Source organism: Streptomyces sodiiphilus, assembly GCF_039529215.1.
Taxonomy (GTDB): domain Bacteria; phylum Actinomycetota; class Actinomycetes; order Streptomycetales; family Streptomycetaceae; genus Streptomyces; species Streptomyces sodiiphilus.
The window spans coordinates 1-24,001 of sequence record NZ_BAAAMJ010000070.1 but is presented as its reverse complement, the minus strand read 5'-3'; the positions used below and the strand labels follow the sequence as shown (position 1 = coordinate 24,001).

Here is a 24,001-nt window from a genome sequence, read left to right as displayed (position 1 = left end):
GCGCTTCCCGGTCGTCTCGCTCATGTGCTCTCCTGGCCGGCCGGGTGGGCCCGGTGCTCGTCGTGCCCCGCCGGTGCGGGCTGGTCCTCGACGCGCAGGCAGGCGGCGTGCCGGCCGTCGGCGGCGCGGCGCATCCGCACTGCCGTGGTGGAGCATTCGGGCATGACCACGGGGCAGCGCGGGTGGAACGGGCAGCCGCCGGGGAGGGCCGCCGGGTCGGGCGGGTCTCCGGCCAGGCCGGAGGGGTTGCGGCGCTCGGCGGGGTCGCCGACGGTGGGGAACGCGGCCGACAGCGCCTGCGCGTAGGGGTGCAGGGCGGCAGCGAACACCTCCCGGGAGGGCCCCTGTTCGACGATCCTCCCGGCGTACATGACGGCCAGCCGCTCACAGGTGTCGGCGAGCACCGACAGGTCGTGGCTGATCATGACGAGGGCGATGTCCCGTTCGCTGACAAGCCCCTTGAGCAGGCGCAGCACCTGGGCCTGGATCATCACGTCCAGGGCGGTGGTGGCCTCGTCGGCGATGATCAGGTCGGGCGCGCAGGCCAGCGCCATGGCGATCATGACGCGCTGCCGCTGCCCGCCGGAGAGTTCGTGCGGGTAGCTGCGGGCACGCCAGTCGGGCAGGCCGACCTGCCGCAGCAGTTCCACGGCCCGCTTCTCGGCCGCCTGGCGGGACAGCTTCTCGTGCAGGACGAGGGGTTCGGCGACCTGCCGGGCGATCCGGTGCACCGGATTGAGGGAGTGCATGGCGCCCTGGAAGACGATGGAGGCGCCCGCCCAGCGCACGGCGCGCAGCCGGCCGAACGACATGGCCAGGGTGTCCTCGCCGTTGAGGAGGACGCGCCCGGTGACCTCGGTGCCGGGGGGCAGCAGCCGCAGCACGGCGGCGGCGACCGTCGACTTGCCGCAGCCGGACTCCCCGGCCACCCCGAGCGTGTCGCCCGGCCGGAGGCTGAGCGAGACGCCGCGCACGGCGGGTATCTCGCCGCGCGAGCCGCGGTAGGTGACCCGCAGGTCGTCGATTTCCAGTACCGGCACGGGCATCACTGACCTCCGCGCAGCCGCGGGTTGAGGACGGCCTCCATGGCGCGGCCGCACAGCGTGAAGGCGAGCACCACGACCAGGATGGCGGCGCCCGGCGGGAGCATGTACCACCAGGCGCCGTAGGAGATGGCGCCGGCGTGGAAGGCGCGTTCCAGCAAGGTGCCCCAGGAGATCTGGCTGGGGTCGCCCAGGCCGAGGAAGGACAGCGACGCCTCGGACAGGATGGCGCTGGAGACCTGGAGGGTGGCGCTGGCCAGGATGAGCGGCATCAGGTTGGGCAGGACGTGCCGGGACATCTGGTGCCAGTGGCCGGCGCCCAGGGCACGGGCGCGTTCCAGGTAGGGGCGGCCCTCGATGGCCATGGTCTGGGCGCGCACCAGCCGGGCGGTGCCCGCCCAGGAGGTGAGGGCGATGGCGACGATGATGGTGGAGCGGCTGGACCCCAGCGCGATGACCAGGGCGATGGCCAGGACCAGGCTGGGCAGCACGATGAACCAGTCGGTCAGCCGCATCAGCAGCCAGGACAGCGTGCCGCCGAAGTGTGCGGCGAACATCCCGACCAGGGTTCCCAGGACGACGGCGAGCAGCGCGGCGACCACCCCGACCTGGAGGGACACCCGCGCCCCCCAGATGACCTGGAGGAGGATCGAGCGCCCCACCTCGTCGGTGCCGAGCCAGAACTCGGTGCCGGGCGGCTCCAGCCGGCCGCCGGGAGCGTTGACCGCGCGCAGCTCGGACTCGTCGGTGTAGAGGGGGGCGGCCAGGGTCATCACGGCGATGCCCACCAGCAGCACCAGGCCGACCACGCCGGCCCGCTGCCGCCGGTAGGAGCGCCAGAAGGCGGCGAGGGCGGCGCGGCGGCGGGCCCAGGCGATGGCCCGGGGGGAGGCGGGGGCGGCGGGACGGGCGTCCTGGGGCGTCCCGCCGCCTTCGGGGTTCCCGGTGCTCCCGGGTGCGTGGGGGCTCATGCGGACGTGCGCACTCTCGGGTCGAGGAAGCGGTACAGGATGTCCGCCAGCAGGTTGGCGAGGATCGTGGTTCCCGCGAAGAAGATGAACAGCAGTTGCAGCAGCGGGATGTCGGGGATGCGGATGGCCTGGTAGAAGAGCAGGCCGAGGCCGGGCCAGCTGAAGATGGTCTCGGTCAGCAGCGCCCCGTTGAAAATGGCACCGAACTGCAGGGCGATGAGGGTGACGGTGGGCAGCAGGGCGTTGGGCATGGCGTGGCGGCGGCGCACCACGTCGTCGCGCAGGCCCTTGGCCTTGGCCACGGTGAGGTAGTCGTTGCCCTTCTCCTCCAGGATCGAGGAGCGCATGATCAGCACGTACTGGGCGTAGATCACGGCGGCCATGGTGAGGGCGGGCAGCACCAGGTGGTGGGCCACGTCCAGGGCCTGGGAGAGGGCGTCGCCGCCGACGCCGCGGGCCGAGCGCATGCCGTTGACCGGGAAGAGGTCCAGGTAGCGGGCGAAGACGATGATGACGATCATGCCGAGCCAGAAGGTCGGCGCGGACCACAGGGCGAGGGAGAGGCCGACCTGGACGCGCTCGAAGCGGCTGCCCTGTGTCCAGCCCGCGCGGGCCCCGATCCACACCCCGAGGCCGGCCGCGACGGCCAGCGCGGTGCCGGTCAGCAGCAGCGTGGCCGGCAGCCGGTCCCACAGCAGGGCCGTCACGTCCTGGTTGTTGACGTAGGAGGTGCCCCAGTCGAGGGTGAACACCGACCGCAGGTACTCCCAGAACTGGACGCTCAACGGCTCGTTCAGGCCCAGCCGTTCCTCGATCTCGGCGCGCTGCTCGGGGGTCATCGCGGAGTCGCCGCCGATGGCCTTGACCGGGTCGCCGCCGATGACGCGGAAGATGAAGAAGGCGCTGAACAGCACCAGGACGAGGGAGACCGCGGCGCCCGACGCCTTCAGGGCGAGGAAGCGCCAGAAGTCGCCGGCCGCACCGGCCGGGCGGTGGCGGGAGTCCCCACCGGGGGTGCCGGACTCGCCGTGCGGCGGTGCCGGCACCCCGGTGGTGGGCTGGATGTCCATCGGGCCGGTGGTTCCTTACTCCCGCTCGTCGGCGGTCTTGCGGCGCTGCACGAGGTAGTAGCCGCCGCCGGCCAGCAGCACGACCACCAGGCCGCCCAGGATCCAGGGCATGGCCCCGGAACCGGAGTCGTCCCCTCCTGCCGCGCCGTCGGTGTCCGCCGAGGCCCCTGCCGGGACGGCCGACTGGTAGCCGAAGGCGCCCTGCTGCTCGCGGATCATGCCGCCGGCGGAGGGCTGGGTCTCGAAGCCGCTCCAGCGCTCGGAGCTGTACGCCTCCAGCTGGTTCTCGTAGTACATCTGGATGGCGGGGGTCTCGTCGTAGAGCAGGCGCTGCATGTCCCGGACGATGTCGCCGCGGGCGGTCAGGTCGGACTCGGCGAGCTGCGCCCGGTACAGCTCGTCGTAGTCCTCGTCGCAGTAGAACGAGAAGGTGAGGTCGGTGGGCTGGGCCTCGTCGGGCAGCCGGTCGCAGGTGTGGTAGGCGAGGGTCTCGCTGGGGTCGGGGCCGACGTTCCAGGTGCCGAAGGCGATGTCGAAGTTCCCGGCCTCGCTCTCCTCGTTGAGCGGGGTGGTGTCCATCGCGACGGCGTTCAGGCGGATGCCGAGGTCGGCGACCCAGTCGACGACGAAGTCCTGGATGATGGCGTAGGACGGGCGGTCCGAGTGGTAGAAGAGGCGGAACTCCAGGGGGAGTCCGCTTTCGGGGTCGACGCGGATGCCGTCGCCGTCGCGCTCGTCGTAGCCGGCCTCGTCGAGGATGCGGTTGCCCTCCTCGGCGTCCGGCGCGATGCGGTCCGCACCCGGGTCCCAGGCGAAGTCCGAGAAGATCGGCGGCACATAGCTGACGCCGGGAACTCCGTGGCCGTCCATGACGACGTCGACCAGGTGCTCCTTGTCGATGACGTGGTGGATGGCGCGGCGCACCTCGGGGTCGCGCAGCGCGGGGTGGCCGTTGCCGAACTCCTCGCCGTCCTTGGTCCGCGCGCCGGTGTTGAAGGTGAGGGACTGCAGGCGGCGGCCGGGGCCGGTGCTGGTGGTGATGGAGTCGGCGGCCTCCAGCGCGGAGTACTGCTGCGGGTTGAGCCCGCCGACGAGGTCGACCTCGCCGCTCTGCAGCGCCTGCACCATGGCCTCGGGGGTCTCGAAGTTCTGCAGCACGAACTCGTCGTAGGCGACGGGCCCGGCCCAGTAGTCCTCGTTGGCGGTGAGCACCACGCGTTCGCCCTCGCGGAACTCGGCGAGGCGGAAGGCGCCGGAGGTCGGCCGGCCCGGCTCGGCGAAGTACTCCTCGGGTGCCTCCAGTTCGCCCCAGACGTGCCGCGGCATGATCATGATGCTGGTGCCCTTGAGGTGCGCCATGGTGGCGCTGGGCCGCTCCACCTCGATGACCAGGGTGTGGTCGTCGGGGGCCTCGACGGACGCGAAGTTGTTGACCAGGTCGCCGTGACGGCTGTTGAAGACCGGGTTCTCGATGAGCAGGTCGTAGGTGAACTTCGCGTCGTGGGCGGTGATGGGCTCGCCGTCGGACCACCGGGCGTCGGGGTCGATGCGGTAGGTCCAGGTGAGCTGGTCCTCGGAGTGCTCCCAGGACTCGGCTATGCCCGGCGAGGGGCTGTAGTCGTCCTGGCCCCAGCGGATCAGCGGGTCGTACATGAGGTTGTTCAGTTCGCCCTGGATGAGCCAGCCGGAGTCCAGCGGGTTCATGTGCGGGATGTTGTCCAGGCCGGACGTCCCGACGATGAGGGTTTCCTTGCCGCCGTCCTGTCCTTCGGCCCGCGCGCTCTCGGATGCCACGAGCGCCAGGGCCACGCCGCCGGCGAGCGCGGTGGCGGTGGTGCGCCGCAGCAGCGCGCCAGGAGATCGTCTGCCCACGGGGTTCTCCTTCTGTCCAGGACGGTTTTCAGGCTGAGCCCGGTCGAATGCGGAGAACTGTCCGTGACAGGTGAACGGCTGTCAATGGACGGCCCGGGAACTGCCGGCGAGCTGAAAATTACACCTTGTCACCATGACATGACATCACCGCAAACCGGGACAACGGGCTGCGAGTTGCTGTCCGTTCCGTTACCTCTCGCCAGTTGTGGCACCACTGGAGAACTGCACGTGCGGACGGCTTCGCGCTCTTGCGGAAGGCGCTAGCGTGGAGGGCCGGAAACGGTCCGCAGGGGACCGGTCACAGGAAGGGGTGGACACGGCCATGCCGGAGATCAACACGGAGGGGCTGGACTGGATCCGGGCCGAGGTCGAGGACGGCAGCGACGAGCACTGCTTCGAGGTCGCCGCCGGGGAGGGCGACCTGATCCACATCCGGCAGACGGACGAGCCCGACAAGATCGTCACCACCACCCGGGCCAAGTGGGACGCGTTCGTCCTGGGTGTGCAGAACAACGAGTTCGACCACTTCGTCGAGGACGTCCCGCCGCCTCCTGCCGCCGCCGGCCGGCCCGGGCAGTGAAACACCGGAGCATCTCGCGATGGGCGGCATCAGGGATCCCGGACTGGAGCTGTACGAGCGCCTGGGCCCGGTCGAGGGCTTCTCCATGGAGTACGTCCGCGGCGACATCGTCCTGACCGCGATCCCGGACACCGTGCACAACCGGATCGTCCATCTGGTCCGGGGGTGCTTTCCCGGCGAGCGCTTCGCGCCGTGGAGCACACAGGCGGTCGCCATCACCGCGCAGACCGACCGTCCGGATCCGGACCTCACCGTCACCCACGCCGATCACGGTGACGACTACTTCACGGCACTGCCCTCCGCACTGGTGCTGTTCGTTCTCGAAGTGGTGTCCACCACCCGGCCTGCCATCCGCCGTGACTACGAGGACAAACCCGAGATCTACGCGCAGGGCGGCATCCCGGTCTACCTGCTGGTCGATCCGAACGACGGAACCTGGCGGCTGCACACCGATCCGGAGGGCACGGAGTACCGGACCGTGCACAAGGGCGTCTTCGGCGAGCCGGTGGTGGTCCCCGCGCCGGTCGAGGTCACCGTGCCGACCGGGCGGTTCCGGCGCTACCCGTGACGGCCGCTCCGGACGGCCGGGCGGGTCAGACGGTCAGGCCGCGGGAGATCAGGTCCAGCAGGGCGAAGAGGAAGAGGCTGATCCCGACGAAACCGTTGACCGTGAAGAACGCGCGGTTGAGCCGGGACAGGTCCCCGGGCCGCACGATGCCGTGCTCGTAGACGAACGCCGCCGCCACCACGGCCAGCCCGGCCCAGAAGAACGCCCCGGCGCCGGTGACCAGCCCGAACCACACCAGCAGGCCGAGCGTGACGGCGTGCGCCCCGCGCGCCCCGTACAGGGCGGCGGCGATCCCGAAGCGGGCCGGCACCGAGCGGACGCCCTCGGCCCGGTCCGCGGCCACGTCCTGGCAGGCGAAGATCAGGTCGAAGCCGCCGATCCAGACGCCCACCGCGAGGCCGAGGATCACCGCGTCCCAGGACCAGCTTCCGGTCACCGCCAGCCACGCGCCGATCGGGCCGATGGCCTGGGCCAGCCCGAGGATGGCGTGCGGGTAGTGGGTGAACCGCTTGCCGTAGGGATAGACGACCATCGGCACCACCGCCACCGGCGCCAGCGCCAGGCACAGCGGGTTGAGCAGCGCGCAGGCCGCCAGGAACACCGCCAGCGCGACGGCGGCGCCGGTCCAGGCGGTGCGCACCGACACCGCCCCGGTGACCAGCTCCCGGCCCGCGGTGCGCGGGTTGCGGGCGTCGATCTCCCGGTCGATGATCCGGTTGGCGGCCATGGCGAAGGTCCGCAGCCCCACCATCGCCACCGTCACCAGCAGCAGGACATCCCAGTGCACAAAGCCGTCCGCCAGGAACATGGCGGTCAGCGAGGAGATGTAGGCGAACGGCAGGGCGAAGACCGAGTGCTCGATCATCACCAGCCTCAGGAACGCGCGGACCCGTCCCCGGCGGGCGGAGACCGCCTCCGGGGCCGTGCTCACAGGCCGTACTCCTTCCACCGCCGGGTGACCAGCTCGGCGGTGTCCGGGTCGGACACCACCATCCGCGGCCAGCCGCCGTCGCGGGTGTAGCCCTCCTCGGGCCACTTCGCGGTGGCGTCGATGCCGGCCTTGCCTCCCCAGAACTGCTGGTAGGAGGCGTGGTCGAGGTGGTCGACCGGGCCCTCGGTGAGCAGCAGGTCGCGGGCGTAGTCGACGTTGCCCAGCGCCCGCCAGGCGACCTCGTGCAGGTCGTGGACGTCGCAGTCGGAGTCCACCACGATGATCAGCTTGGTCAGGGACATCATGTGCGCGCCCCAGACCGCCGACATCACCTTCTGCGCGTGCTTGGGGTACTTCTTGTCGATCGAGAGGATCGCGCAGTTGTGGAAGCCGCCGGCCTCCGGCAGGTGGTAGTCCACGATGTCCGGGATGATCACCTTCAGCAGCGGCAGGAAGAACCGCTCGGTGGCCCGGCCCAGCGGGCCGTCCTCCGTCGGCGGGCGGCCGACGACGATCGACTGGAACAGCGGCCGCTCGCGCATGGTGACGCAGTCGATGGTGAGCGCGGGGAAGGGCTCCTGCGGCGTGTAGAAGCCGGTGTGGTCGCCGAAGGGGCCCTCGGGCAGCATCTCGCCGGGCTCCAGCCAGCCCTCCAGGACCACCTCGGCGTTCGCCGGGACCTGCAGCGGGACCGTCTTGCAGTCCACCATCTCGATCCGCTTGCCCTGCACGAACCCGGCGAACAGGTACTCGTCGATGTCGCCGGGCAGCGGCGCGGTGGAGGCGTACGTCACCGCCGGGGGGCAGCCGAAGGCGATCGCCACCGGCAGCTTCTCGCCGCGCCGGGCCGCCACCTGGTAGTGGTTGCGGCTGTCCTTGTGGATCTGCCAGTGCATGCCGATGGTGCGCTTGTCGTGCCGCTGGAGCCGGTACAGGCCCAGGTTCCGCACACCGCTGTCGGGGTCCTTGGTGTGGGTCAGGCCGAGGTTGAAGAACGAGCCGCCGTCCTCGGGCCAGGTGAACAGCGCGGGCAGCCGGTCGAGGTCCACGTCGTCGCCGCGCAGCACGACCTCCTGGACCGGGCCGCTCTTGACCTTCTTCGGCGGCACGTGCGTCATGGCTCCGAGCTTGGCGAACGCCTCCCGCATGCCGACGAAGCCCTGCGGCAGCTCCGGCTTGAGCAGCCCGCCGATCCGGTCGCTGATGTCCCGGTAGGACTTCAGCCCCAGCGCCTTCAGCAGCCGCCGGTCGGTGCCGTACACGTTCATCGCCAGCGGGAGGTCCGAGCCCTTGACGTTCTCGAACAGCAGCGCGGGGCCACCGGCCTTGTTGACCCGGTCGGTGATCTCGCCCACTTCCAGATACGGATCGACCTCGGCCCGCACCCGCCGCAGGTCCCCGTCCTTCTCGAGGGCGCGGAGCAGAGAGCGGAGGTCGTCGTATGCCATGCCCCCCAGTATTCCGGACGCATTACCCTGGCCTTGTCAGGGGGCCTCCTCCCGGCCCGGTTCACCTCTCCCAGGGGGACAAGATTCATGCTCAGGGTACTGATGATCCTGGTACTGCTCGGGTTGACCATCTACGCGGTCGTGGACTGCGTCACGACCAAGGACGAGGACGTCAAGCACCTGCCGAAGTTCGTCTGGCTGATGGTCATCGTGCTGGCCTGGGTGATCGGGCCGGTGGCCTGGCTGCTGGTCGGCCGCAAGCGGCGCCTGCCCGGCCGCGCCGGCGCCCCCGGCCGCAGCCCCGCCGGACGCCGCCCGGGCGGCTGGCTCGCCCCGGACGACAACCCCGACTTCCTGCAGTCCATCAACGAGGACAAGCTGCGCGAGGAGAACCAGCGCGACAAGGAACTGCTGGAGAGCTGGGAGGAGGACCTGCGCCGCCGCGAGGAGGAACTGCGCCGCAACGACGGCGACGACGGCTCCCCGGACAGCAACCCGCCCGGCAAGGGCTGAGTCCCCTGGCTCCCCGGGCACGGCCCCCTGACAGCACGGACCTCTGACACGACGCGGCCCCCGCCCTGACCGGGCGGGGGCCGCGTCGTGTCCGGGCGGGCCCGGCGGCGCCGTCAGTCGACGCCGGCGTAGGAGTGCAGGCTGTCGACGAACATGTTGACGCCGTAGTAGTTGAAGAGGAAGGTCGCGAAGGCCACGATGGCCAGGTAGGCGGCCTTGCGGCCCTTCCAGCCCGCGGTGGCGCGGGCGTGCAGATAGGCGGCGTAGGCGACCCAGGTGATGAACGACCACACCTCCTTGGGGTCCCAGCCCCAGTAGCGGCCCCAGGCGTTCTCCGCCCAGATGGCGCCCGCGATGATCGTGAAGGTCCACACCGGGAAGACGGCCGCGTTGATGCGGTAGGCGAACCGGTCAAGCGACACCGACGACGGCAGCCGCTCCAGCACCGAGGTGGCGAACGCACCGGGCACCTTGCCCGCGGCCAGCTTGCTCTCGTAACGGTCGCGGAACAGGAACAGCACGGTGGCGACCATGCCCAGGTAGAACAGCGCGCCGCAGACGATCGCCAGCGAGACGTGGATCCACAGCCACACCGAGTCCAGGGCGGGCACGAGCTGGTCACTCTCGGTGTACAGCACGGTGACGGCCAGGCCGAGGTCCAGCAGCACCGTGGTGACCAGCGGCAGGCCCAGCCAGCGGACGTTCTTCTTCAGCAGCAGGAAGCCGAGGTAGGCGCCGACCACCACCATGGAGAACGCGGTGGAGAACTCGTACATGTTCGCCCAGGGGGCGCGCTGCACCGAGAAGGCGCGGAACAGCACCGCGCCGAGGTGCATGGCGAAGGCCAGCACCGTGAGCGAGACGGCGATCCGCCCGTACAGGTCGCCCTGCTCGTCGCCCCCGGCCGCGCCCGGGCCGTCCGGGATGACGTCCCGGTCCGGGGTGCCGGAGCGGGTGCTCACGACCGGGCGCTCCAGCACCGAGGTGCCGGACGCGGTGCGGACGGTCACCGCGGGCGGACCGGCCGCGGCGGCGTCCGCGTCCCGCTGTACGGTCCCGTCGGCCTCCCCGGCGCCCAGCGCGGCGGCCGTGCGGGCCACCTTGCTGCGGCTGCCGAAGATCCACTCCGCGATGTGCGCGAGGAAGGCCAGGGCGTAGACGGCCATGGCCGAGTAGATCAGCAGATTGCTGAGGTCGGCGATGTTCTGTTCGGTGGTGGCGGCCAGGATCACCGGCGTGCTCCTTCGGCGGGGTCATCGGCTGGGTCGGAGGCAGGGGCGTCGGCAGAGCCGTCGGCCTGGTCGGAGGCGGGGGCACCGGCAGGGTCGCCGGCGGTGCCCGGGGCGGGGTGCGGTCCGGGCAGGGCGGGCGCGATGGCGTGCAGCCGGGCCGCCAGATCCGCCAGCTCCTCGGGGATCCGCGGCGACTCGGTACGGCCCAGGGAACCCATCTCCACGATCGTGCGTCCGTCGGGGCCCTCGGTGGCGCGCACCCACACCCGGCGGCGCTGCAGCAGCAGGGAGGCGGCCAGTCCGACGACGGCGGCCATGGAACCGGCCAGCGCCCAGCCGGTGCCGGCCCGGGTGGAGATCTGGAAGCTCGCCCACCGCTCGTACCCGTGGAAGGTCAGCGTGCCCTTGCCGTCGGGCAGGTCGAAGGACTCGCCCGGCAGCAGGTCCTGGCGGAACAGGTCGCCCTCGCCGTCCTCGAACTGCTCCATGTTGGTGGTGTCGAGCTGGTAGACGTTCTGCGGCAGCCCCGAGTCCAGGCCCAGGTCACCATGGAAGGCGTTGAGGGTGAGCACCGGGAAGTCCGGGTCGGGGAACGTGGAGTGCGGTCCCCGCTCGGCGTTGATGCCGTACGTGGGGTTGAAGAAGCCCTGGAACCCGAGCTGGCCGGGCTCACCGTTCTCGTCCCGGTAGTCGGTGACCTTGATGACGCCGGTGGAGTGCAGCGCCTCGTCCTGCGGCAGGAACGGCACCGGCCCGGTGAAGGCGGTCTCGCCCTGCCCGTCGGTGACGGTGACGACGGGCGCGAAGCCGTGGCCGATCAGGTAGACCTTGGCCTCGCCGACCGTCAGCGGGTGGTTGACCTCGATGGACGTGGCGGTCTCGGTGTCCTCCCCGGCCCGCCAGTAGGTGATGTCGGCGCGGAACTCGCTGGGGCTGCCGAAGTCCGGGCCGGGCTCGCGGACGAACGCGGCGTGGAACTCCTCCAGGGTGAAACCGAACGGCTCCAGCTCGTTCACGTCGAACAGCACGCCGGAGTTGAAGTCGTCGTACTGGGTGAGGGTGTTGGTGAACCCGTCGCCCTCCACGACGAGCTTGCCGCCCTCGGACCTGTAGAGCTGGCCGGCCGCGAAGGCGACCAGCATCACGATCAGCGCGACGTGGAAGACCAGGTTGCCGGCCTCCCGCAGATAGCCCTTCTCGGCGGCCACCGAGTCCTCGTCGCGGGCCCGCCGGAAGCGGCGCGAGCGCAGCAGGCGCTCCGCGGAGTCCAGCACCTCGGCCGGCGGGGTCCGGGTGCGCCAGGCGGTGTGCGCGGGCATCCGGGACAGCCGCCGGGGGGCGCGCGGCGGCCGGCCGCGGAGCTGGAGCGCGAACTGCCAGGTGCGCGGCACGATGCAGCCGATGAGCGAGACGAACAGCAGCAGGTAGATCGCGGAGAACCACACCGACGAGTACACGTCGAAGAGCTGCAGCCGGTCGTAGACCTGGGCGAGCGTCTCGTTGCGGGCCCGGAAGTCGGCCACCAGCGTGGCGTCCACACCGTTCTGCGGGATCAGCGAGCCGGGGACCGAGGCCAGCGCGAGCAGGAACAGCAGGATCAGGGCGATCCGCATGGACGTCAGCTGCCGCCAGAACCAGCGGCCCCAGCCGATGGCCTCCCGCGCCGTCCAGGCCGCCGCGCCGCGCGCACCGGGCGCCCGCACACCGCCGAACGAGCCCGGGACGGCCTTGCCGGCGTCCGCCTCCTCCGGGGAGGGCGCCGTGGACAGGCCGGCCCCGGCCGGGGCGTCGGCATCCGGGCCGTCGGCATCCGGGCCCCGGCCCTCCGGCTGCCGGTTCCGTACGTCGTCGGTCATGCGCGCATCCCTCAGATGAAGACGGTGAACTCGGACGACCACACCTGGAGGTCGTAGACGATGCGGTCCCACAGGCCGGTGACCAGCATCAGCCCGGTGAGGATCAGCAGCCCGCCGCCGATCCGCATCACCCAGGCGTAGTGCCGCTTGACCCAGCCGAACGCCCCCAGGGTCCGCCGGAACGCCAGTGCCGCGACGATGAAGGGCAGCCCCAGGCCCAGGCAGTAGGCGACGGTGAGCAGCGCCCCGCGGCCGGCGCTGGCCTCGTTGAACGCCAGGGCGTTGACGGCCGCCAGGGTGGGCCCGATGCACGGGGTCCAGCCGATGCCGAAGACCACGCCCAGCATCGGCGCCCCGGCCAGCCCGACGGCGGGACGGGTGTGCAGCCGGAACTCGCGCTGCGTCAGCCGGGGCACCAGCCCCATGAAGAGCAGGCCGAGCGCGATGGTCAGCCCGCCGAAGATCCTCGACAGCAGTTCCCGGTGCTCGTGCAGCGTGGCGCCGAAGCCGCCGAACAGCGCGCCCCCGGACACGAACACGGCGGAGAACCCGAGCACGAACAGCGTGGCGCCCGCCACCATCCGGCCGCGCCGGGCATCCTGCAGGTCGGCGCCGCCGACGCCGGTGACGTACGAGAGGTAGCCCGGCACCAGCGGGAGCACGCAGGGCGAGAAGAAGGAGACCAGGCCGCCGAGCGCCGCCAGGGGCAGCGCCAGCAGCAGCGCTCCGCCGAGCACGGTCTGGTTGACGTCGGTGACCGCCGCGAGGTACTGCATCAGGGGGTCACTTCTCCGCGATCACGGGGTCGAGCGCCGCGCGCAGATCCTCCTCGCTGAGCGGCTTCAGCGCCCGGACGGCGATCCGCCCCTCGCGGTCGATGATCAGGGTGGAGGGGATGGCCTGCGGGGAGAGGCTGCCGCGCGGGAACTCCAGGATCAGCCGCCCGCTGGGGTCGAAGAAGCTCGGGTACTCGATCCCGAACCGCTCGTCGAAGCGCTGGGCGTTGACCACGTCCCGGTCGCGGGTGTTGATTCCGAGGAACTGCACGTCCTGGCCGGCGGTGTCCGCAGCGACCTTGGCGAGGTTCGGGGCCTCGGCCCGGCAGGGCGCGCACCACGACCCCCAGACGTTGAGCACCACGACCTGCCCGCGGTAGTCGGCCAGCGCCAGCTGTTCGCCGTGGGTGCCCTCCCCGGTCAGGTCGGGGGCCTGCTGCCGGTCGGCGGCGGCCACCCGGGTGATCTCACCGGTGCCCTGGACGATGTTGCTGTCGCCGCCGGAGGGACCGGCCTGCTGGCCGGTGCACCCGGCCAGCGCCAGCGTTCCGGCGGCCAGGGCCGCGGCGAGGACGGCGGCACGGCGCGGGACACGGCGGAGGGAGGCGCGGCTCGGGCTCATGTGAAAAGTTTCCCATGCGCCCGTTCGTGATCTTCCGCGCCCCCCTTGTCCGGAATTCCCCGCTGCTCAGGCACCGGCCTTCGGGGCGCCCTTCCGCTGTCTGGCCCCCGGCAGCAGATGGGCGGGCACCAGATCGCGGGCCGGCTCGCTGTAGCCGACCGCGACGATCTCGTCCCCGTGGTAGGTGAAGCTGGTCAGCGACGCCAGGCTGCACTGCCGCTTGCGCGGGTCGTGCCACAGCCGGCGGCGCTCGACGAAGCTGCGCACGATCCAGATCGGCAGCTGATGGCTGACGCACACCGCCTCGTGGCCGCGGGCGGCGTCCCGGGCCGCGTCCAGCGCGGCCTTCATCCGCACCACCTGCTCGACGTACGGCTCGCCCCAGGAGGGGCGGAACGGGTTGCGCAGGTGCGGCCAGTTCCGCGGCTTGCGCAGCGCGCCGTCGCCGACCCCGAAGGTCTTGCCCTCGAAGACGTTGGCGGCCTCGATCAGCCGGCCGTCGATGACCGGCTCCAGGTCCAGCGCCCCGGCGATCGGCTCGGCGGTCTCCCGGGCCCGCTCCAGCGGGGAGGACACCAGGTGGGTGATGTCACGCCCCTCCAGGTGCCCGGCGACCCGCTCGGCCATCTTCCGGCCCAGCTCCGACAGGTGGTAGCCGGGCATCCTGCCGTAGAGCACGCCACCGGGGTTGTCGACCTCGCCGTGCCGCATCAGGTGCACGACGGTGATGTCCGAGGCGGCCTCGCCGTTGGTCATGTCACTCATCCTTCGGTGGCCTCGGCGGCGGCGCGCGAGGCGGCGGGCAGGGCTTCGGCGATCCGCTCGACGGCCCGGTCGTCGTGGGCGGCCGAGACGAACCACGACTCGAACGCCGAGGGCGGCAGGTACACGCCGCCCTCCAGCATCGCGTGGAAGAAGGCGGTGAAGCGGAACGCCTCCTGGGAGCGGGCCGCATCGTAGTCGGTGACCTCGCGGTCGGTGAAGAACACCGAGAACATGTTTCCGGCACTCTGCACCCGGTGCGCCACGCCCTCCTTGGCCAGCGCCTCGGTCACCAGCGACCGCACCCGGTCCGCCGCGGTGTCCACCGCCGCGTAGGCCGCGTCGTCGAGGTGCCGCAGCTGGGCCAGGCCGGCGGCGGTGGCCACCGGGTTGCCCGAGAGAGTGCCCGCCTGGTACACCGGCCCGGCCGGGGCGAGATGCGCCATCACGTCGGCGCGCCCGCCGAACGCGGCGGCCGGGAAGCCTCCGCCCATCACCTTGCCGAAGGTCATCAGGTCCGGCACGACGCCGTCGATGCCGAACCAGCCCTGGCGGCCGACCCGGAAGCCGGTCATCACCTCGTCGGAGACGAACAGCGCGCCGTGCTCGGCGCACAGCTCCTTCAGCCCCGCGTTGAAGCCCTCCTCCGGCGGGACCACTCCCATGTTGCCCGGCGACGCCTCGGTGATCACACAGGCGATCTCCCCGGGGTGCGCGGCGAACGCCGCCCGCACCGAGTCCAGATCGTTGTACGGCAGCACCAGCGTGTCGCCGGCCTGCGCCCCGGTGACGCCCGGGGTGTCCGGCAGCCCGAACGTCGCCACGCCCGAACCGGCCGAGGCCAGCAGCGCGTCGACGTGCCCGTGGTAGCAGCCGGCGAACTTCACGATCTTCGCGCGGCCGGTGAATCCCCGGGCCAGCCGGATCGCGGACATCGTGGCCTCGGTCCCGGAGGAGACCAGCCGCACCTGCTCAACAGGGGGAACGCGGGCGACGATCTCCTCGGCCAGTTCGACCTCGCCCACGCCGGGGGTGCCGAAGGACGTGCCGTGCCCCACGGCCTCCCGGACCGCCTCCACGACCGCCGGATGGGCGTGGCCGAGAATGACCGGCCCCCAGGAGCACACGAGGTCCACGTACTGGCGGCCGTCGGCGTCGGTCAGGTACGGACCGGTACCGGACACCATGAACCGGGGCGTTCCGCCCACGGCGCGAAAGGCGCGTACCGGAGAGTTCACGCCTCCGGGCGTTACTGAGGCAGCGCGGTCGAAAAGTGTCTGCGAGACTGGGGCGTCGTAGGAGTAGCTCACGCGGTCCATGGTGACAGAGACGGATTCCTGGTCCCGGTGCTCCTCCCGTCCGTCAGGACAGAAGGGCCCGGCCCGGGCGTTTTCCTCCCTGTCCGGCGGGGGAAGTCTCTGAGACGATGATCGGGTCACGCGACGGGGGTCGCGAGTAGTCGGGTGGTGACATGCAGCGCGGTGGCGGAGTTGGTGAGGGAACCGGGGATCTCGGACCGGAGCCTTCCTCACGCGCGCGCTCACGCCGCGGACGTCATCGCCGCAAGGCGGAGGAGAGCGCCAGCAGCGAACTGCGGAGCACCGGCCGGATGGACGTGACGTACAAGTACTTCGGCGCTCCCAACGGCGCGACGGCGGCACGGGTGCCGCTGTCGATGCGCCCCGAGGAGCTCGGCGGTGACGAGCTCGGACAGGGCATGTTCACCCGGATCAAGCCGGAGACCATGGCCGCCATGGTGCTGACCGGCATCGAGGGGATACCGCTGCACCGGGTGCCGCCGCTGGAGCTGGTGGTCCTCCACTCGGACTACGCGGTGGTGAAGTTGCCCACAACCGTGGTGGACCCGCTGCGCGGGGTCGGCGACGAGACGGTGGGCGCCGCGGCCTTCATCTGGTCCACGGTCCCCGACCGCAGCGGCCCGAGCGACGCGTTCGACGTCTACCGGCTGCTGAACGAGTGGCAGGACTTCTCCCGCCGGCTGCACGAGGCCGGCCACCAGCCCTACTGCCTCGTCTGGCCCTGAGCGGCTTTCCCCCCACCCCGCCCGCCCCGCGCCTCCCCAGCCCGCCCCGCGCGGCGCACATTGCGGACCTTTCCGCCCAAGGGGCACCGGCGACCGGACGCGGCACGGCTCTCTGCGGTAGACATGGTGCGTTCCGCCGTCACCGATCCGAGGGAGCCGACAGGTGCAGCGCAGGGTCACCGCGGCGCGTGCCGCTCTCGCGGTCGCGCTGTCCGGCGCCGTGGCCGTCTCCTGCACCGGGAGCCTGACCGGTGAGGACACCGCGGGAGGCAACGGCGCGGCCGGGGCCGCGTCCACGACGGCCGCGCCGGGCAGCCACTCGGTGCTGCCCGAGCCCTGCGGCGCGGTCCCCGAAAGCACTCTCAGCGGCCTGCTGCCGGACGCCGCGCCCCAGGCGCTGGACGGCGAACCGGCCCTGACCTACGACATCGGGCGCCGGGTCGGCTGCACCTGGCGCAGCCCCTCCGACGCGGGCACCCACCGGCTGGAGATCGACTTCGAACGGGTCGTCTCCTACGTGCGCGGCACCAGCGACGACGACCAGGCCGCGCAGGACTTCCGGCGGCGCGCCGCCGATCTGGGCATCCGGCTGGACCCCCGGGAGGGCACCGCGCCCGCCGGCCCGCCCCCCGAGAGGATGCGGCCGGTCCCCAGCGACGCGCCGGCCGGCGAGTTCGCCCCGCGGGCCCTGGAAGGCATCGGCAACGCCGCCTACGTGGACGACCGGCTGACCACCACTCAGTCCGGCGCCCGGCGGGACGTCACCCTCGCCTTCCACAGCGGGAACGTCATCGTGACCGTGCGCTACGCGCAGGCGGTCACCGAACCCGCCCGGTCCCCCGGCAGCGCCGGCCTGCAGGAGGGCGCCACCGAGGTGGCCCGGCACCTCGCCGAGCGCTTCTCGTCCTGACCTCCCCCGGGTGACACGGCCCGCCGGGGTTCGGGCGGCCCGGCGGCCGGGCCGCGTACCGTTCCTCCCAGCGGGGACGTACGGTGTCCCCCGACCATCCGGAAGCGAAGGAACCATGGACCGTACCGTCTCGCGACTCGCCGTCCGTGCGCTGGCCTGGGCCGCGGTGCCCGTGCTGCTGGTCGCCGGCTGCTCCTCGGACACCGGCGGCAGCGGCACGCCGGACGAACAGGCCCCCGCCCCCGCGCCCTCCCAGCCCGCGAAGTACACCGGGCTGCCGGACCCGTGCTCCACGGTCGGCGCCGACACGGTGGGCGAGGTGGTGCCCGAGGCCGACCAGGAGGGCGGCCAGGCGCTGAACTCCAAGGACACCACGAGTTCGGGCACCTGCCTGTGGAACGGCCTGGACGGCTACCAGTTCCGCTCCCTGACGGTCTCCCTGAAGCGGTTCGACTCCGACACCGCGCTGGGCCACGGCGACGAACGCGCCGCCGACTACCTGCGGCAGCAGGTCGCGGAGATCACCGGCGACGAGGAGAACTCCGAGGTGGAGGACGCCCCCTGGGGCGGAGCCGGCGACGAGGCCCACACCCTCGCCTACACCGTGACCAAGTCCGGCGACGACGACGAGGACGGCCAGGAGTACCGCCAGCACCGCGTGGTGGCCCGCACCGCCAATGTGGTGGTGACCGTCGACTATTCGGGTGCCGGTTTCGAGGACGCCAAGACGCCCGGCGCCGAGGACATCCAGGAGGCGGCGGAGGCCGTCGCCGAGGAGGCGGTCGCCGCGGTGGACGCCACCGCTCCCACCGGCGAGGACGGTGGTGAGACGGACGGCGAGGACGCGGAGGACGCGGAGGACCCCGACGGCGAGGAGGCCGACGCCCGCCGGGGCGAGGACACCGAGGGCGCCGGCACCGACTCCTGAGCCGCGCCCCGCAGGCAACGATCGCGAGCCCGGTTCCCCCGGATACCCGGAGGAACCGGGCTCCGGCGCGTACACGACCGCCCGGCGTGTGCCAGGCTGGGCCCCTCCAGAACGCCAGTTCCCATCCAGGAGGGTCCGCCGAGTGGCCGCGATCAAGCTGACACGTTCGCACCGCATACTCGTCGGCATCGTGCTGGCCGGCGCCGTGGTGATCGCCACCATCGGCTTCGTCGGCTCCTACGCCGCGGTGCGCGAGCTGGCCGAGCGCAAGGGCTTCGGGCAGTTCGCACCGTTCTTCCCGATCGGCATCGACGCCGGCATCGTGGTGCTGCTCGCCCTGGACCTGCTGCTGACCTGGCTGCGCATCCCGTTCCCGCTGCTGCGCCAGACCGCCTGGCTGCTGACGGCCGCCACCATCGCCTTCAACGGCGCCGTCTCCTGGCCCGACCCCCTCGGGGTCGGCATGCACGCCATCATCCCGGTGCTGTTCATCATCACCGTCGAGGCCGCCCGGCACGCCATCGGCCGCATCGCCGACATCACCGCCGACCGGCACATGGAGGGCGTCCGGTTCTGGCGCTGGTTCCTCTCCCCCGTGCCCACCTTCCGGCTGTGGCGTCGGATGAAGCTGTGGGAGCTGCGCTCCTACGAGGAGGTCATCAACCTCGAACGGGACCGCCTGGTGTACCAGGCGCAGCTTCGGGCCCGCTACGGCCGGGCCTGGCGCCGGCGGGCACCGGTCGAGGCCCGCATGCCGCTGAAGCTGGCCCGCTACGGCGTCCCGCTGTCGGAGACCGCCCCCGCCGGCACGGCCGCCGCGGCCGCGGGCCGCCGTGCCCCCGCCCCGCAGCCCCGGCACGAACTCACCGACCACACCCCGGGGCCCGCGGAGCGGCCCACGGAGCCGGCCGCGCCGCAGCCGGACCCGCACCCCGGCGAGCACACCACCGGACACGACGCCGCCCCCGGACACGACACCGTCCCCCGGCAGGCCGGCGCCCATGACGGCCCCCCGCCGCACACCGCCGGGCCGCGGCCCCGGCCCGCACCCGAACCCGCGCCGCGGCCCGCCGAGGAGCACCAGCCGCTGCCGGTCTACGCCGCCGGACCGCGCGCCGGCCGCAAGGAGGTGACGGTCCCCGTCGTGCACGGCGGCCGGCGCCGCAGCCTCGGCAACGCCCCGGCCGAGGCCGCCCCGCTCCCGGCGCCCGCACCGGAGCCCGCCCCGCCCGCACCGGAGGAGCCCCTCCCGGCCGTCGAGCCGCGCGGGCTGCCGCGGGACACGCCGCACGGCGACGCCTTCTACGCCGCCTACCGCGAGTACGTGCTGGAGCAGGGCGACTTCCCCAACGCCCGGCAGCTCTCCCGGTTCCTGCACGAGCGGCACGGCGTGACGGACGCCGACGGCTCGCTGCTCACCGAGTCCTATCTCCGCGACTACCTGCGCGAGTGCCGCATGCGCTACCGAGCCGAGATGGGCACCGCGGGCTGAGCCCCCGCCGGCCGCCCCGCCCCGTCAGCCGCCCAGCAGCTTGCGGACCCGGCCGGCCCCGACCGCCAGCAGCAGGGTGGGCAGCCGCGGCCCGGTGTCCTTGCCCACCAGCAGCCGGTACAGCAGCGCGAAGAAGCCGCGCTGAGCGGTCTTCAGCTCCGGCGTCGGCCGGGCGTCCGGCGCGAGCCCCACGCGCACCTTCGGCACCCCGTAGACCAGGGTGGTCAGCCCGTCCAGCGACCAGTGCTCGTCCAGCCCTTCCAGCAGCAGCCGCAGCGACTCCCGCTGCTCCTGGTCGAGCGACTCCAGCAGCTCGGTGTCGGGCTCCTGGCGCACCCGGGTGCGCTGCTCCTCGGGCACCTGGGTGGACACCCAGTGCGCCGCGCGGTCCAGCCGCGGCCGGACCTCCTCCAGCGAGCGGACCGGCTGCTCCGGGTCGAGCTCGCTCAGGATCCGCAGCGTCTGCTCCGCGTCGCCGGTGGTGATGTCCGCCACCGACGCCAGTGTCCGGAACGGCAGCCGCCGCGGTGTGGCGGGCAGTTCACCGGCCGCGGTGCGCACCGCGCGGCTGTAGGCGGCGGAGTCCGCCGGCTGCGCGGTGCCCTCGGCGACCTTGCGGGCCAGCGCGTCCCACTCGTCGTAGGTGCGCTGGATCTCGCTGTCGAAGGCGACCTTGAAGGACTGGTTGGGCCGGCGGCGGGCGTACAGCCAGCGCAGCAGCGGCGCCTCCATGATCTCCAGGGCGTCGGCCGCGATCGGCACCCCTCCCTTGGAGCTGGACATCTTGGCCATGCCGCTGATGCCGACGAAGGCGTACATCGGGCCGATCGGCTGCTCGCCGCCGAAGATCTCCTGGACCAGCCGGCCGCCGACCACCCAGGAGGATCCGGGCGAGTGGTGGTCCACCCCGGCCGGCTCGAAGATCACGCCCTCGTGGGCCCAGCGCATCGGCCAGTCGACCTTCCACACCAGCTTGCCGCCGGTGTACTCCGTGAGACTGACGGTCTCGCCGTGCCCGCAGGCGCAGGTGTAGGACAGTTCGGTGGTGTCGTCGTCGTAGCCGGTGACCGTGGTCAGGTCACGGGCGCAGACCGAGCAGTACGGCTTGTAGGGGTAGTACTCCCCGCCCGCCGCGCTGCCGTCGTCCTCGGCCGCCGCGCCGGACCCCTCGGCCGCCTGCACCTCGGCCTCGTCCAGCGGCTTGGCGCCCTGCTTCCGGCCGCCGGCCGCCGGGGCCGCCTTGGCCTTGGTCCGGTAGCGGTCCAGCACCTCGTCGATGCGCCGCCGCTCGCGCATGGCGAACAGGATCTGGTCCCGGTAGGCACCGGCCGTGTACTGCTCGGTCTGGCTGACGGCGCGCACCTCGACGCCCAGTTCCGCGAGCGCCCGCGTCATCGGGGCCTTGAAGTGCTCGGCCCAGTTCGGGTACTCGCTGCCGGGCGGCGCGGGCACCGAGGTCAGCGGCTTGCCGATGTGCTCGTTCCAGGACGGGTCGATCCCGGCGGGCACCTTGCGGAAGCGGTCGTAGTCGTCCCAGGACAGCAGGTGGACGCAGTCGATGCCGCGCCGCTTGATCTCGTCGGCGACCAGGTGCGGCACCATGACCTCGCGCAGATTGCCCAGGTGGATCGGCCCCGACGGGCTGAGCCCCGAGGCGCAGACGACGGGTTTGCCGGGGGCGCGGCGCTCCGCCTCGGCGATGACCTCGTCCGCGAGTCGGGAGACCCAGTCGGTCTCCGGGGTGGTCCGCTCCACGTGAAGCACGTCCTTCTTCGCTGTGCTCTGCTGCGCTCGTAAGCCTGGCGGCTCCATTGTGCACCTGCGCGGCGTCCCGCCATGACCCGCTAGTCTCTGACGGGTACAGCCACGCGTGCAGCGCGTCCGTCCCGACGAAACGGTGCCCCCTCCCATGGCCGCGGTTCAGTCCCTCGCCTCCCTGGTCGACCAGCGCCTCGCGGACGCCCTCGCGGCCGTCCTGCCGGAGCGGGAGGGCGTCGCGGCCGACCCGCTGCTGCGCCGCAGCGACCGCGCGGACTTCCAGGCGAACGGCATCCTGGCGCTGGCCAAGCGGCTGGGGCGCAACCCGCGGGAGCTGGCCGCCGAGGTGGTGAAGCGGGTGCCGGCCGGCGACGGCGAGGTGATCTCGTCCGTCGAGGTCTCCGGCCCGGGCTTCCTGAACATCACGGTGTCCGACGAGGCGCTGCTGTCCACGCTGGCCGAGCGGGCCGCGGACGACCGGCTGGGCGTGCCGTTCGCGCAGCGGCCCGGTGTCACGGCGATCGACTACTCGCAGCCGAACGTGGCCAAGGAGATGCACGTCGGCCACCTGCGGTCCACGGTGATCGGGGACGCGCTGGTGAAGATCCTGGAGCACCGCGGCGAGAAGGTGATCCGGCGCCATCACATCGGCGACTGGGGCACCCAGTTCGGCATGCTCATCCAGTACCTGACCGAGCATCCGCAGGAGCTGGACCACGGCGGGGAAACGGGGGGCGGCGAGGACGGCGGCGAGGCCGCGATGTCCCGGCTGAACCGCCTCTACAAGTCCTCCCGGGCGCTCTTCGACTCCGACGAGGGTTTCAAGGAGCGCGCCCGCGCCCGGGTGGTGAGCCTGCAGGCCGGCGACCGGGAGACGCTGGACCTGTGGCACCGGATCGTCGACGAGTCCATGATCTACTTCCGGGCGGTATACGACCTGCTGGACGTGGAGATCGAGGAAGCCGACGTGGTGGGCGAGAGTGCCTACAACGACATGCTGGACGAGACCTGCCGGCTGCTGGAGGAGTCCGGGGTCGCCGAGATCTCCCAGGGCGCGCTGTGCGTGTTCTTCGACGACATCAAGGGCCAGGACGGCTCGCCGGTCCCGCTGATCGTGCGGAAGGCCGACGGCGGCTACGGGTACGCGGCCACCGACCTGTCCGCGATCCGCGACCGGGTGGGCACGCTGGGCGCCGACACCCTGCTGTACGTGGTGGACGCCCGGCAGGCGCTGCACTTCCGGATGGTCTTCGAGACGGCGCGCCGGGCGGGCTGGCTCCACGACGAGGTGAGGGCTGTCCATCTCCAGTTCGGCACGGTGCTGGGCAAGGACGGCAAGCCGTTCAAGACCCGGGCGGGCGAGTCGGTCCGACTGATCGACCTGCTGGAGGAGGCGGTGCGCCGGGCGGCCGGCGTGGTGGCGGAGAAGGACCCGAAGCTGACGGAGGCGGAGGTCGCCGAGCGGGCGGCGCAGGTGGGCATCGGCGCGGTGAAGTACGCCGACCTGTCCACCTCGATGTCCCGGGACTACGTCTTCGACCTGGACCGCATGGTGTCCCTCAACGGCGACACCAGCGTCTACCTGCAGTACGCCTACGCCCGTATCCAGTCCATCCTGCGCAAGGGCGCGGACCGGGGTGACTCCGTGCGTCCGCTGGCGCATCCCTCGCTGACGCCCGAGCCGGCCGAACGGGCTCTGGCGCTGCACCTGGACGAGTTCGACCAGACGCTGCGGTCGGTGACGGAGACCTACGAGCCGCACCGGCTGGCGGCCTATCTGTACACACTCGCGTCGCACTTCACGACGTTCTACGACCAGTGCCCGGTGCTGACCGCCGACAGCGAGGCGGCCGTGCAGAACCGTCTGTTCCTGTGCGATCTGACGGCGCGCACGCTGCACCGGGGCATGGCGCTGCTGGGCATCCGGACGCCCGCCCGACTGTGACGGAGTGGATCGGACCGCTCACCGTACGCACTTGACGTCCCGTCATGCGCCGCGGGTGTGGCGGTTCGGTGTGAGATTTGACGTTGCCATGTCACGCACATGTGACATGTACGTGTCCAACGCGTCGGCCTCTTGCCGGATTCCTCTGGGTCCTTGAATCTTTACGACGGCAGCGGTCGTGAACATGTCCATGACCGATGCGCATCGTCCCCCACGTCAGCGCATTACCTCTGAGGAGGACCCCTCGATGGCAGCGATGCGTCACCCCCGCACCCCCCGCCGGAGAAGCGTGGCAGCCGTGGCAGCCGCGGCAGTCGTCGCGCTCGGCGTCGGCGCCGCACTCCCCGCCGCCGCGTCCGCGGCCCCGGTGGAGCCCACGGCGTTCATCGCCAACGCGGACTCACCCGACGCGATCGACGGCAGCTACATCGTCACCCTGCGCGACACGGTGATGACCGCGGACTCCAAGAAGGCCGAGAAGCTGGCCGACAAGTACGACGCGGAGATCACCGAGACCTACACGCACGCCCTCAACGGCTACGCGATCGAGGCCGACGAGAAGCAGGCCATGGCCCTGGCCGCCGACCCGGCGGTCGAGTCGGTGGTCGCCAACGAGACGGTGTCCATCACCGCCACGCAGACCAACCCGCCCTCCTGGGGCCTGGACCGCATCGACCAGC

General features: G+C 72.0%; 22 protein-coding genes. 9 read left to right on the top strand and 13 right to left on the bottom strand.

Going from position 1 to position 24,001, the window contains the following annotated elements:
* Window positions 1-20: 20 nt before the first annotated feature.
* Genes ABD299_RS22565 through ABD299_RS22550 form a run of 4 tightly spaced genes read right to left on the bottom strand, consistent with a single transcriptional unit; the run spans window position 21 to window position 4,956 of the window.
* Window positions 21-1,046, bottom strand: a complete 1,026-nt coding sequence (locus tag ABD299_RS22565) for an ABC transporter ATP-binding protein (protein WP_344265812.1) — start codon at window positions 1,044-1,046, stop codon at window positions 21-23.
* Window positions 1,046-2,014 (bottom strand): ABC transporter permease, encoded by a 969-nt coding sequence (locus ABD299_RS22560; RefSeq protein WP_344265807.1) that lies wholly within the window; start codon window positions 2,012-2,014, stop codon window positions 1,046-1,048. The genes ABD299_RS22565 and ABD299_RS22560 overlap by 1 nt, the downstream gene beginning before the upstream one ends.
* Window positions 2,011-3,084 (bottom strand): ABC transporter permease, encoded by a 1,074-nt coding sequence (locus ABD299_RS22555; protein WP_344265804.1) that lies wholly within the window; start codon window positions 3,082-3,084, stop codon window positions 2,011-2,013. Before ABD299_RS22555 ends, ABD299_RS22560 begins: the two co-directional genes overlap by 4 nt.
* 15 nt (window positions 3,085-3,099) lie before the next feature.
* The gene (locus ABD299_RS22550) at window positions 3,100-4,956 is read right to left on the bottom strand and encodes an ABC transporter substrate-binding protein (protein ID WP_344265801.1); all 1,857 of its coding nucleotides are present in this window, start codon (window positions 4,954-4,956) and stop codon (window positions 3,100-3,102) included.
* A gap of 322 nt (window positions 4,957-5,278) precedes the next feature.
* Here ABD299_RS22550 and ABD299_RS22545 point away from each other — a divergent pair, with 322 nt between their 5' ends.
* Both ABD299_RS22545 and ABD299_RS22540 read left to right on the top strand, forming a co-directional pair.
* Window positions 5,279-5,536 (top strand): DUF397 domain-containing protein, encoded by a 258-nt coding sequence (locus ABD299_RS22545; protein WP_344265798.1) that lies wholly within the window; start codon window positions 5,279-5,281, stop codon window positions 5,534-5,536.
* A gap of 19 nt (window positions 5,537-5,555) precedes the next feature.
* On the top strand, window positions 5,556-6,104 hold the full coding sequence (locus tag ABD299_RS22540; protein ID WP_344265795.1) for a Uma2 family endonuclease: 549 nt from the start codon (window positions 5,556-5,558) through the stop codon (window positions 6,102-6,104).
* 25 nt (window positions 6,105-6,129) lie between these two features.
* Here ABD299_RS22540 and mqnP read toward each other — a convergent pair whose 3' ends face one another.
* Window positions 6,130-7,035, bottom strand: a complete 906-nt coding sequence (mqnP, locus tag ABD299_RS22535; protein ID WP_344265792.1) for a menaquinone biosynthesis prenyltransferase MqnP — start codon at window positions 7,033-7,035, stop codon at window positions 6,130-6,132.
* A complete protein-coding gene (locus tag ABD299_RS22530) occupies window positions 7,032-8,483 on the bottom strand; it encodes a menaquinone biosynthesis decarboxylase (RefSeq protein ID WP_344265789.1) in 1,452 nt (483 codons plus the stop codon). Before ABD299_RS22530 ends, mqnP begins: the two co-directional genes overlap by 4 nt.
* Window positions 8,484-8,570: 87 nt before the next feature.
* Here ABD299_RS22530 and ABD299_RS22525 point away from each other — a divergent pair, with 87 nt between their 5' ends.
* Window positions 8,571-8,996 (top strand): PLD nuclease N-terminal domain-containing protein, encoded by a 426-nt coding sequence (locus ABD299_RS22525; RefSeq protein ID WP_344265786.1) that lies wholly within the window; start codon window positions 8,571-8,573, stop codon window positions 8,994-8,996.
* Between the two features lie 113 nt (window positions 8,997-9,109).
* Here the strand turns inward: ABD299_RS22525 and ccsB are convergent, their stop codons facing one another.
* The 6 genes from ccsB to hemL form a co-directional block, all read right to left on the bottom strand.
* Complete coding sequence (ccsB, locus tag ABD299_RS22520; protein ID WP_344265784.1) at window positions 9,110-10,228, bottom strand: c-type cytochrome biogenesis protein CcsB; 1,119 nt, start codon at window positions 10,226-10,228, stop codon at window positions 9,110-9,112.
* Entirely contained in the window at window positions 10,225-12,084 is a 1,860-nt protein-coding gene (gene resB, locus ABD299_RS22515; protein WP_344265782.1) for a cytochrome c biogenesis protein ResB, read from the bottom strand. The genes ccsB and resB overlap by 4 nt, the downstream gene beginning before the upstream one ends.
* 11 nt (window positions 12,085-12,095) lie before the next feature.
* Window positions 12,096-12,860, bottom strand: coding sequence for a cytochrome c biogenesis CcdA family protein (locus ABD299_RS22510; RefSeq protein WP_344265780.1), 765 nt, complete (start codon window positions 12,858-12,860; stop codon window positions 12,096-12,098).
* A 7-nt stretch (window positions 12,861-12,867) separates the two neighbouring features.
* Complete coding sequence (locus ABD299_RS22505) at window positions 12,868-13,482, bottom strand: TlpA family protein disulfide reductase (RefSeq protein WP_344265778.1); 615 nt, start codon at window positions 13,480-13,482, stop codon at window positions 12,868-12,870.
* Between the two features lie 66 nt (window positions 13,483-13,548).
* The gene (locus ABD299_RS22500) at window positions 13,549-14,238 is read right to left on the bottom strand and encodes a histidine phosphatase family protein (protein ID WP_344265776.1); all 690 of its coding nucleotides are present in this window, start codon (window positions 14,236-14,238) and stop codon (window positions 13,549-13,551) included.
* Between the two features lie 5 nt (window positions 14,239-14,243).
* Window positions 14,244-15,563, bottom strand: coding sequence for a glutamate-1-semialdehyde 2,1-aminomutase (hemL, locus tag ABD299_RS22495; RefSeq protein ID WP_344265774.1), 1,320 nt, complete (start codon window positions 15,561-15,563; stop codon window positions 14,244-14,246).
* 152 nt (window positions 15,564-15,715) lie between these two features.
* Here hemL and ABD299_RS22490 point away from each other — a divergent pair, with 152 nt between their 5' ends.
* The 4 genes from ABD299_RS22490 (at window position 15,716) to ABD299_RS22475 (ending at window position 19,618) form a co-directional block, all read left to right on the top strand.
* Window positions 15,716-16,288, top strand: coding sequence for a hypothetical protein (locus ABD299_RS22490; protein ID WP_344265772.1), 573 nt, complete (start codon window positions 15,716-15,718; stop codon window positions 16,286-16,288).
* Window positions 16,289-16,451: 163 nt separating this feature from the next.
* Window positions 16,452-17,198 carry a hypothetical protein gene (locus tag ABD299_RS22485; protein ID WP_344265769.1) on the top strand — a complete coding sequence of 249 codons (747 nt, stop codon included), beginning with the start codon at window positions 16,452-16,454 and terminating at the stop codon, window positions 17,196-17,198.
* Window positions 17,199-17,313: 115 nt separating this feature from the next.
* Window positions 17,314-18,126 carry a DUF3558 domain-containing protein gene (locus tag ABD299_RS22480; RefSeq protein ID WP_344265766.1) on the top strand — a complete coding sequence of 271 codons (813 nt, stop codon included), beginning with the start codon at window positions 17,314-17,316 and terminating at the stop codon, window positions 18,124-18,126.
* A 142-nt stretch (window positions 18,127-18,268) separates the two neighbouring features.
* The gene (locus tag ABD299_RS22475; RefSeq protein ID WP_344265763.1) at window positions 18,269-19,618 is read left to right on the top strand and encodes a DUF2637 domain-containing protein; all 1,350 of its coding nucleotides are present in this window, start codon (window positions 18,269-18,271) and stop codon (window positions 19,616-19,618) included.
* 24 nt (window positions 19,619-19,642) lie between these two features.
* Here ABD299_RS22475 and lysS read toward each other — a convergent pair whose 3' ends face one another.
* A complete protein-coding gene (lysS, locus tag ABD299_RS22470) occupies window positions 19,643-21,373 on the bottom strand; it encodes a lysine--tRNA ligase (RefSeq protein ID WP_344265760.1) in 1,731 nt (576 codons plus the stop codon).
* A 154-nt stretch (window positions 21,374-21,527) separates the two neighbouring features.
* On the opposite strand from lysS, the gene argS reads away from it, so the two are divergent.
* Window positions 21,528-23,321 (top strand): arginine--tRNA ligase, encoded by a 1,794-nt coding sequence (gene argS, locus ABD299_RS22465; protein ID WP_344265757.1) that lies wholly within the window; start codon window positions 21,528-21,530, stop codon window positions 23,319-23,321.
* A 298-nt stretch (window positions 23,322-23,619) separates the two neighbouring features.
* A partial coding sequence (locus tag ABD299_RS22460) for a protease inhibitor I9 family protein (RefSeq protein WP_344265754.1) occupies window positions 23,620-24,001 on the top strand: 382 nt, incomplete at its 3' end.

What these genes read in the sequence shown, in the direction of transcription:
- ABD299_RS22505 (WP_344265778.1), bottom strand. Translation starts at nt 13,482, where the DNA reads ATGAGCCCGAGCCGCGCCTCCCTCCGCCGTGTCCCGCGCCGTGCCGCC.
- ABD299_RS22560 (WP_344265807.1), bottom strand. Translation starts at nt 2,014, where the DNA reads ATGAGCCCCCACGCACCCGGGAGCACCGGGAACCCCGAAGGCGGCGGG.
- ABD299_RS22565 (WP_344265812.1), bottom strand. Translation starts at nt 1,046, where the DNA reads ATGCCCGTGCCGGTACTGGAAATCGACGACCTGCGGGTCACCTACCGC.
- hemL (WP_344265774.1), bottom strand. Translation starts at nt 15,563, where the DNA reads ATGGACCGCGTGAGCTACTCCTACGACGCCCCAGTCTCGCAGACACTT.
- ABD299_RS22480 (WP_344265766.1), top strand. Translation starts at nt 17,314, where the DNA reads ATGGACCGTACCGTCTCGCGACTCGCCGTCCGTGCGCTGGCCTGGGCC.
- ABD299_RS22500 (WP_344265776.1), bottom strand. Translation starts at nt 14,238, where the DNA reads ATGACCAACGGCGAGGCCGCCTCGGACATCACCGTCGTGCACCTGATG.
- ABD299_RS22510 (WP_344265780.1), bottom strand. Translation starts at nt 12,860, where the DNA reads ATGCAGTACCTCGCGGCGGTCACCGACGTCAACCAGACCGTGCTCGGC.
- ABD299_RS22540 (WP_344265795.1), top strand. Translation starts at nt 5,556, where the DNA reads ATGGGCGGCATCAGGGATCCCGGACTGGAGCTGTACGAGCGCCTGGGC.
- ABD299_RS22530 (WP_344265789.1), bottom strand. Translation starts at nt 8,483, where the DNA reads ATGGCATACGACGACCTCCGCTCTCTGCTCCGCGCCCTCGAGAAGGAC.
- resB (WP_344265782.1), bottom strand. Translation starts at nt 12,084, where the DNA reads ATGACCGACGACGTACGGAACCGGCAGCCGGAGGGCCGGGGCCCGGAT.
- argS (WP_344265757.1), top strand. Translation starts at nt 21,528, where the DNA reads ATGGCCGCGGTTCAGTCCCTCGCCTCCCTGGTCGACCAGCGCCTCGCG.
- ABD299_RS22545 (WP_344265798.1), top strand. Translation starts at nt 5,279, where the DNA reads ATGCCGGAGATCAACACGGAGGGGCTGGACTGGATCCGGGCCGAGGTC.
- ABD299_RS22490 (WP_344265772.1), top strand. Translation starts at nt 15,716, where the DNA reads ATGCAGCGCGGTGGCGGAGTTGGTGAGGGAACCGGGGATCTCGGACCG.
- ABD299_RS22555 (WP_344265804.1), bottom strand. Translation starts at nt 3,084, where the DNA reads ATGGACATCCAGCCCACCACCGGGGTGCCGGCACCGCCGCACGGCGAG.
- ABD299_RS22525 (WP_344265786.1), top strand. Translation starts at nt 8,571, where the DNA reads ATGCTCAGGGTACTGATGATCCTGGTACTGCTCGGGTTGACCATCTAC.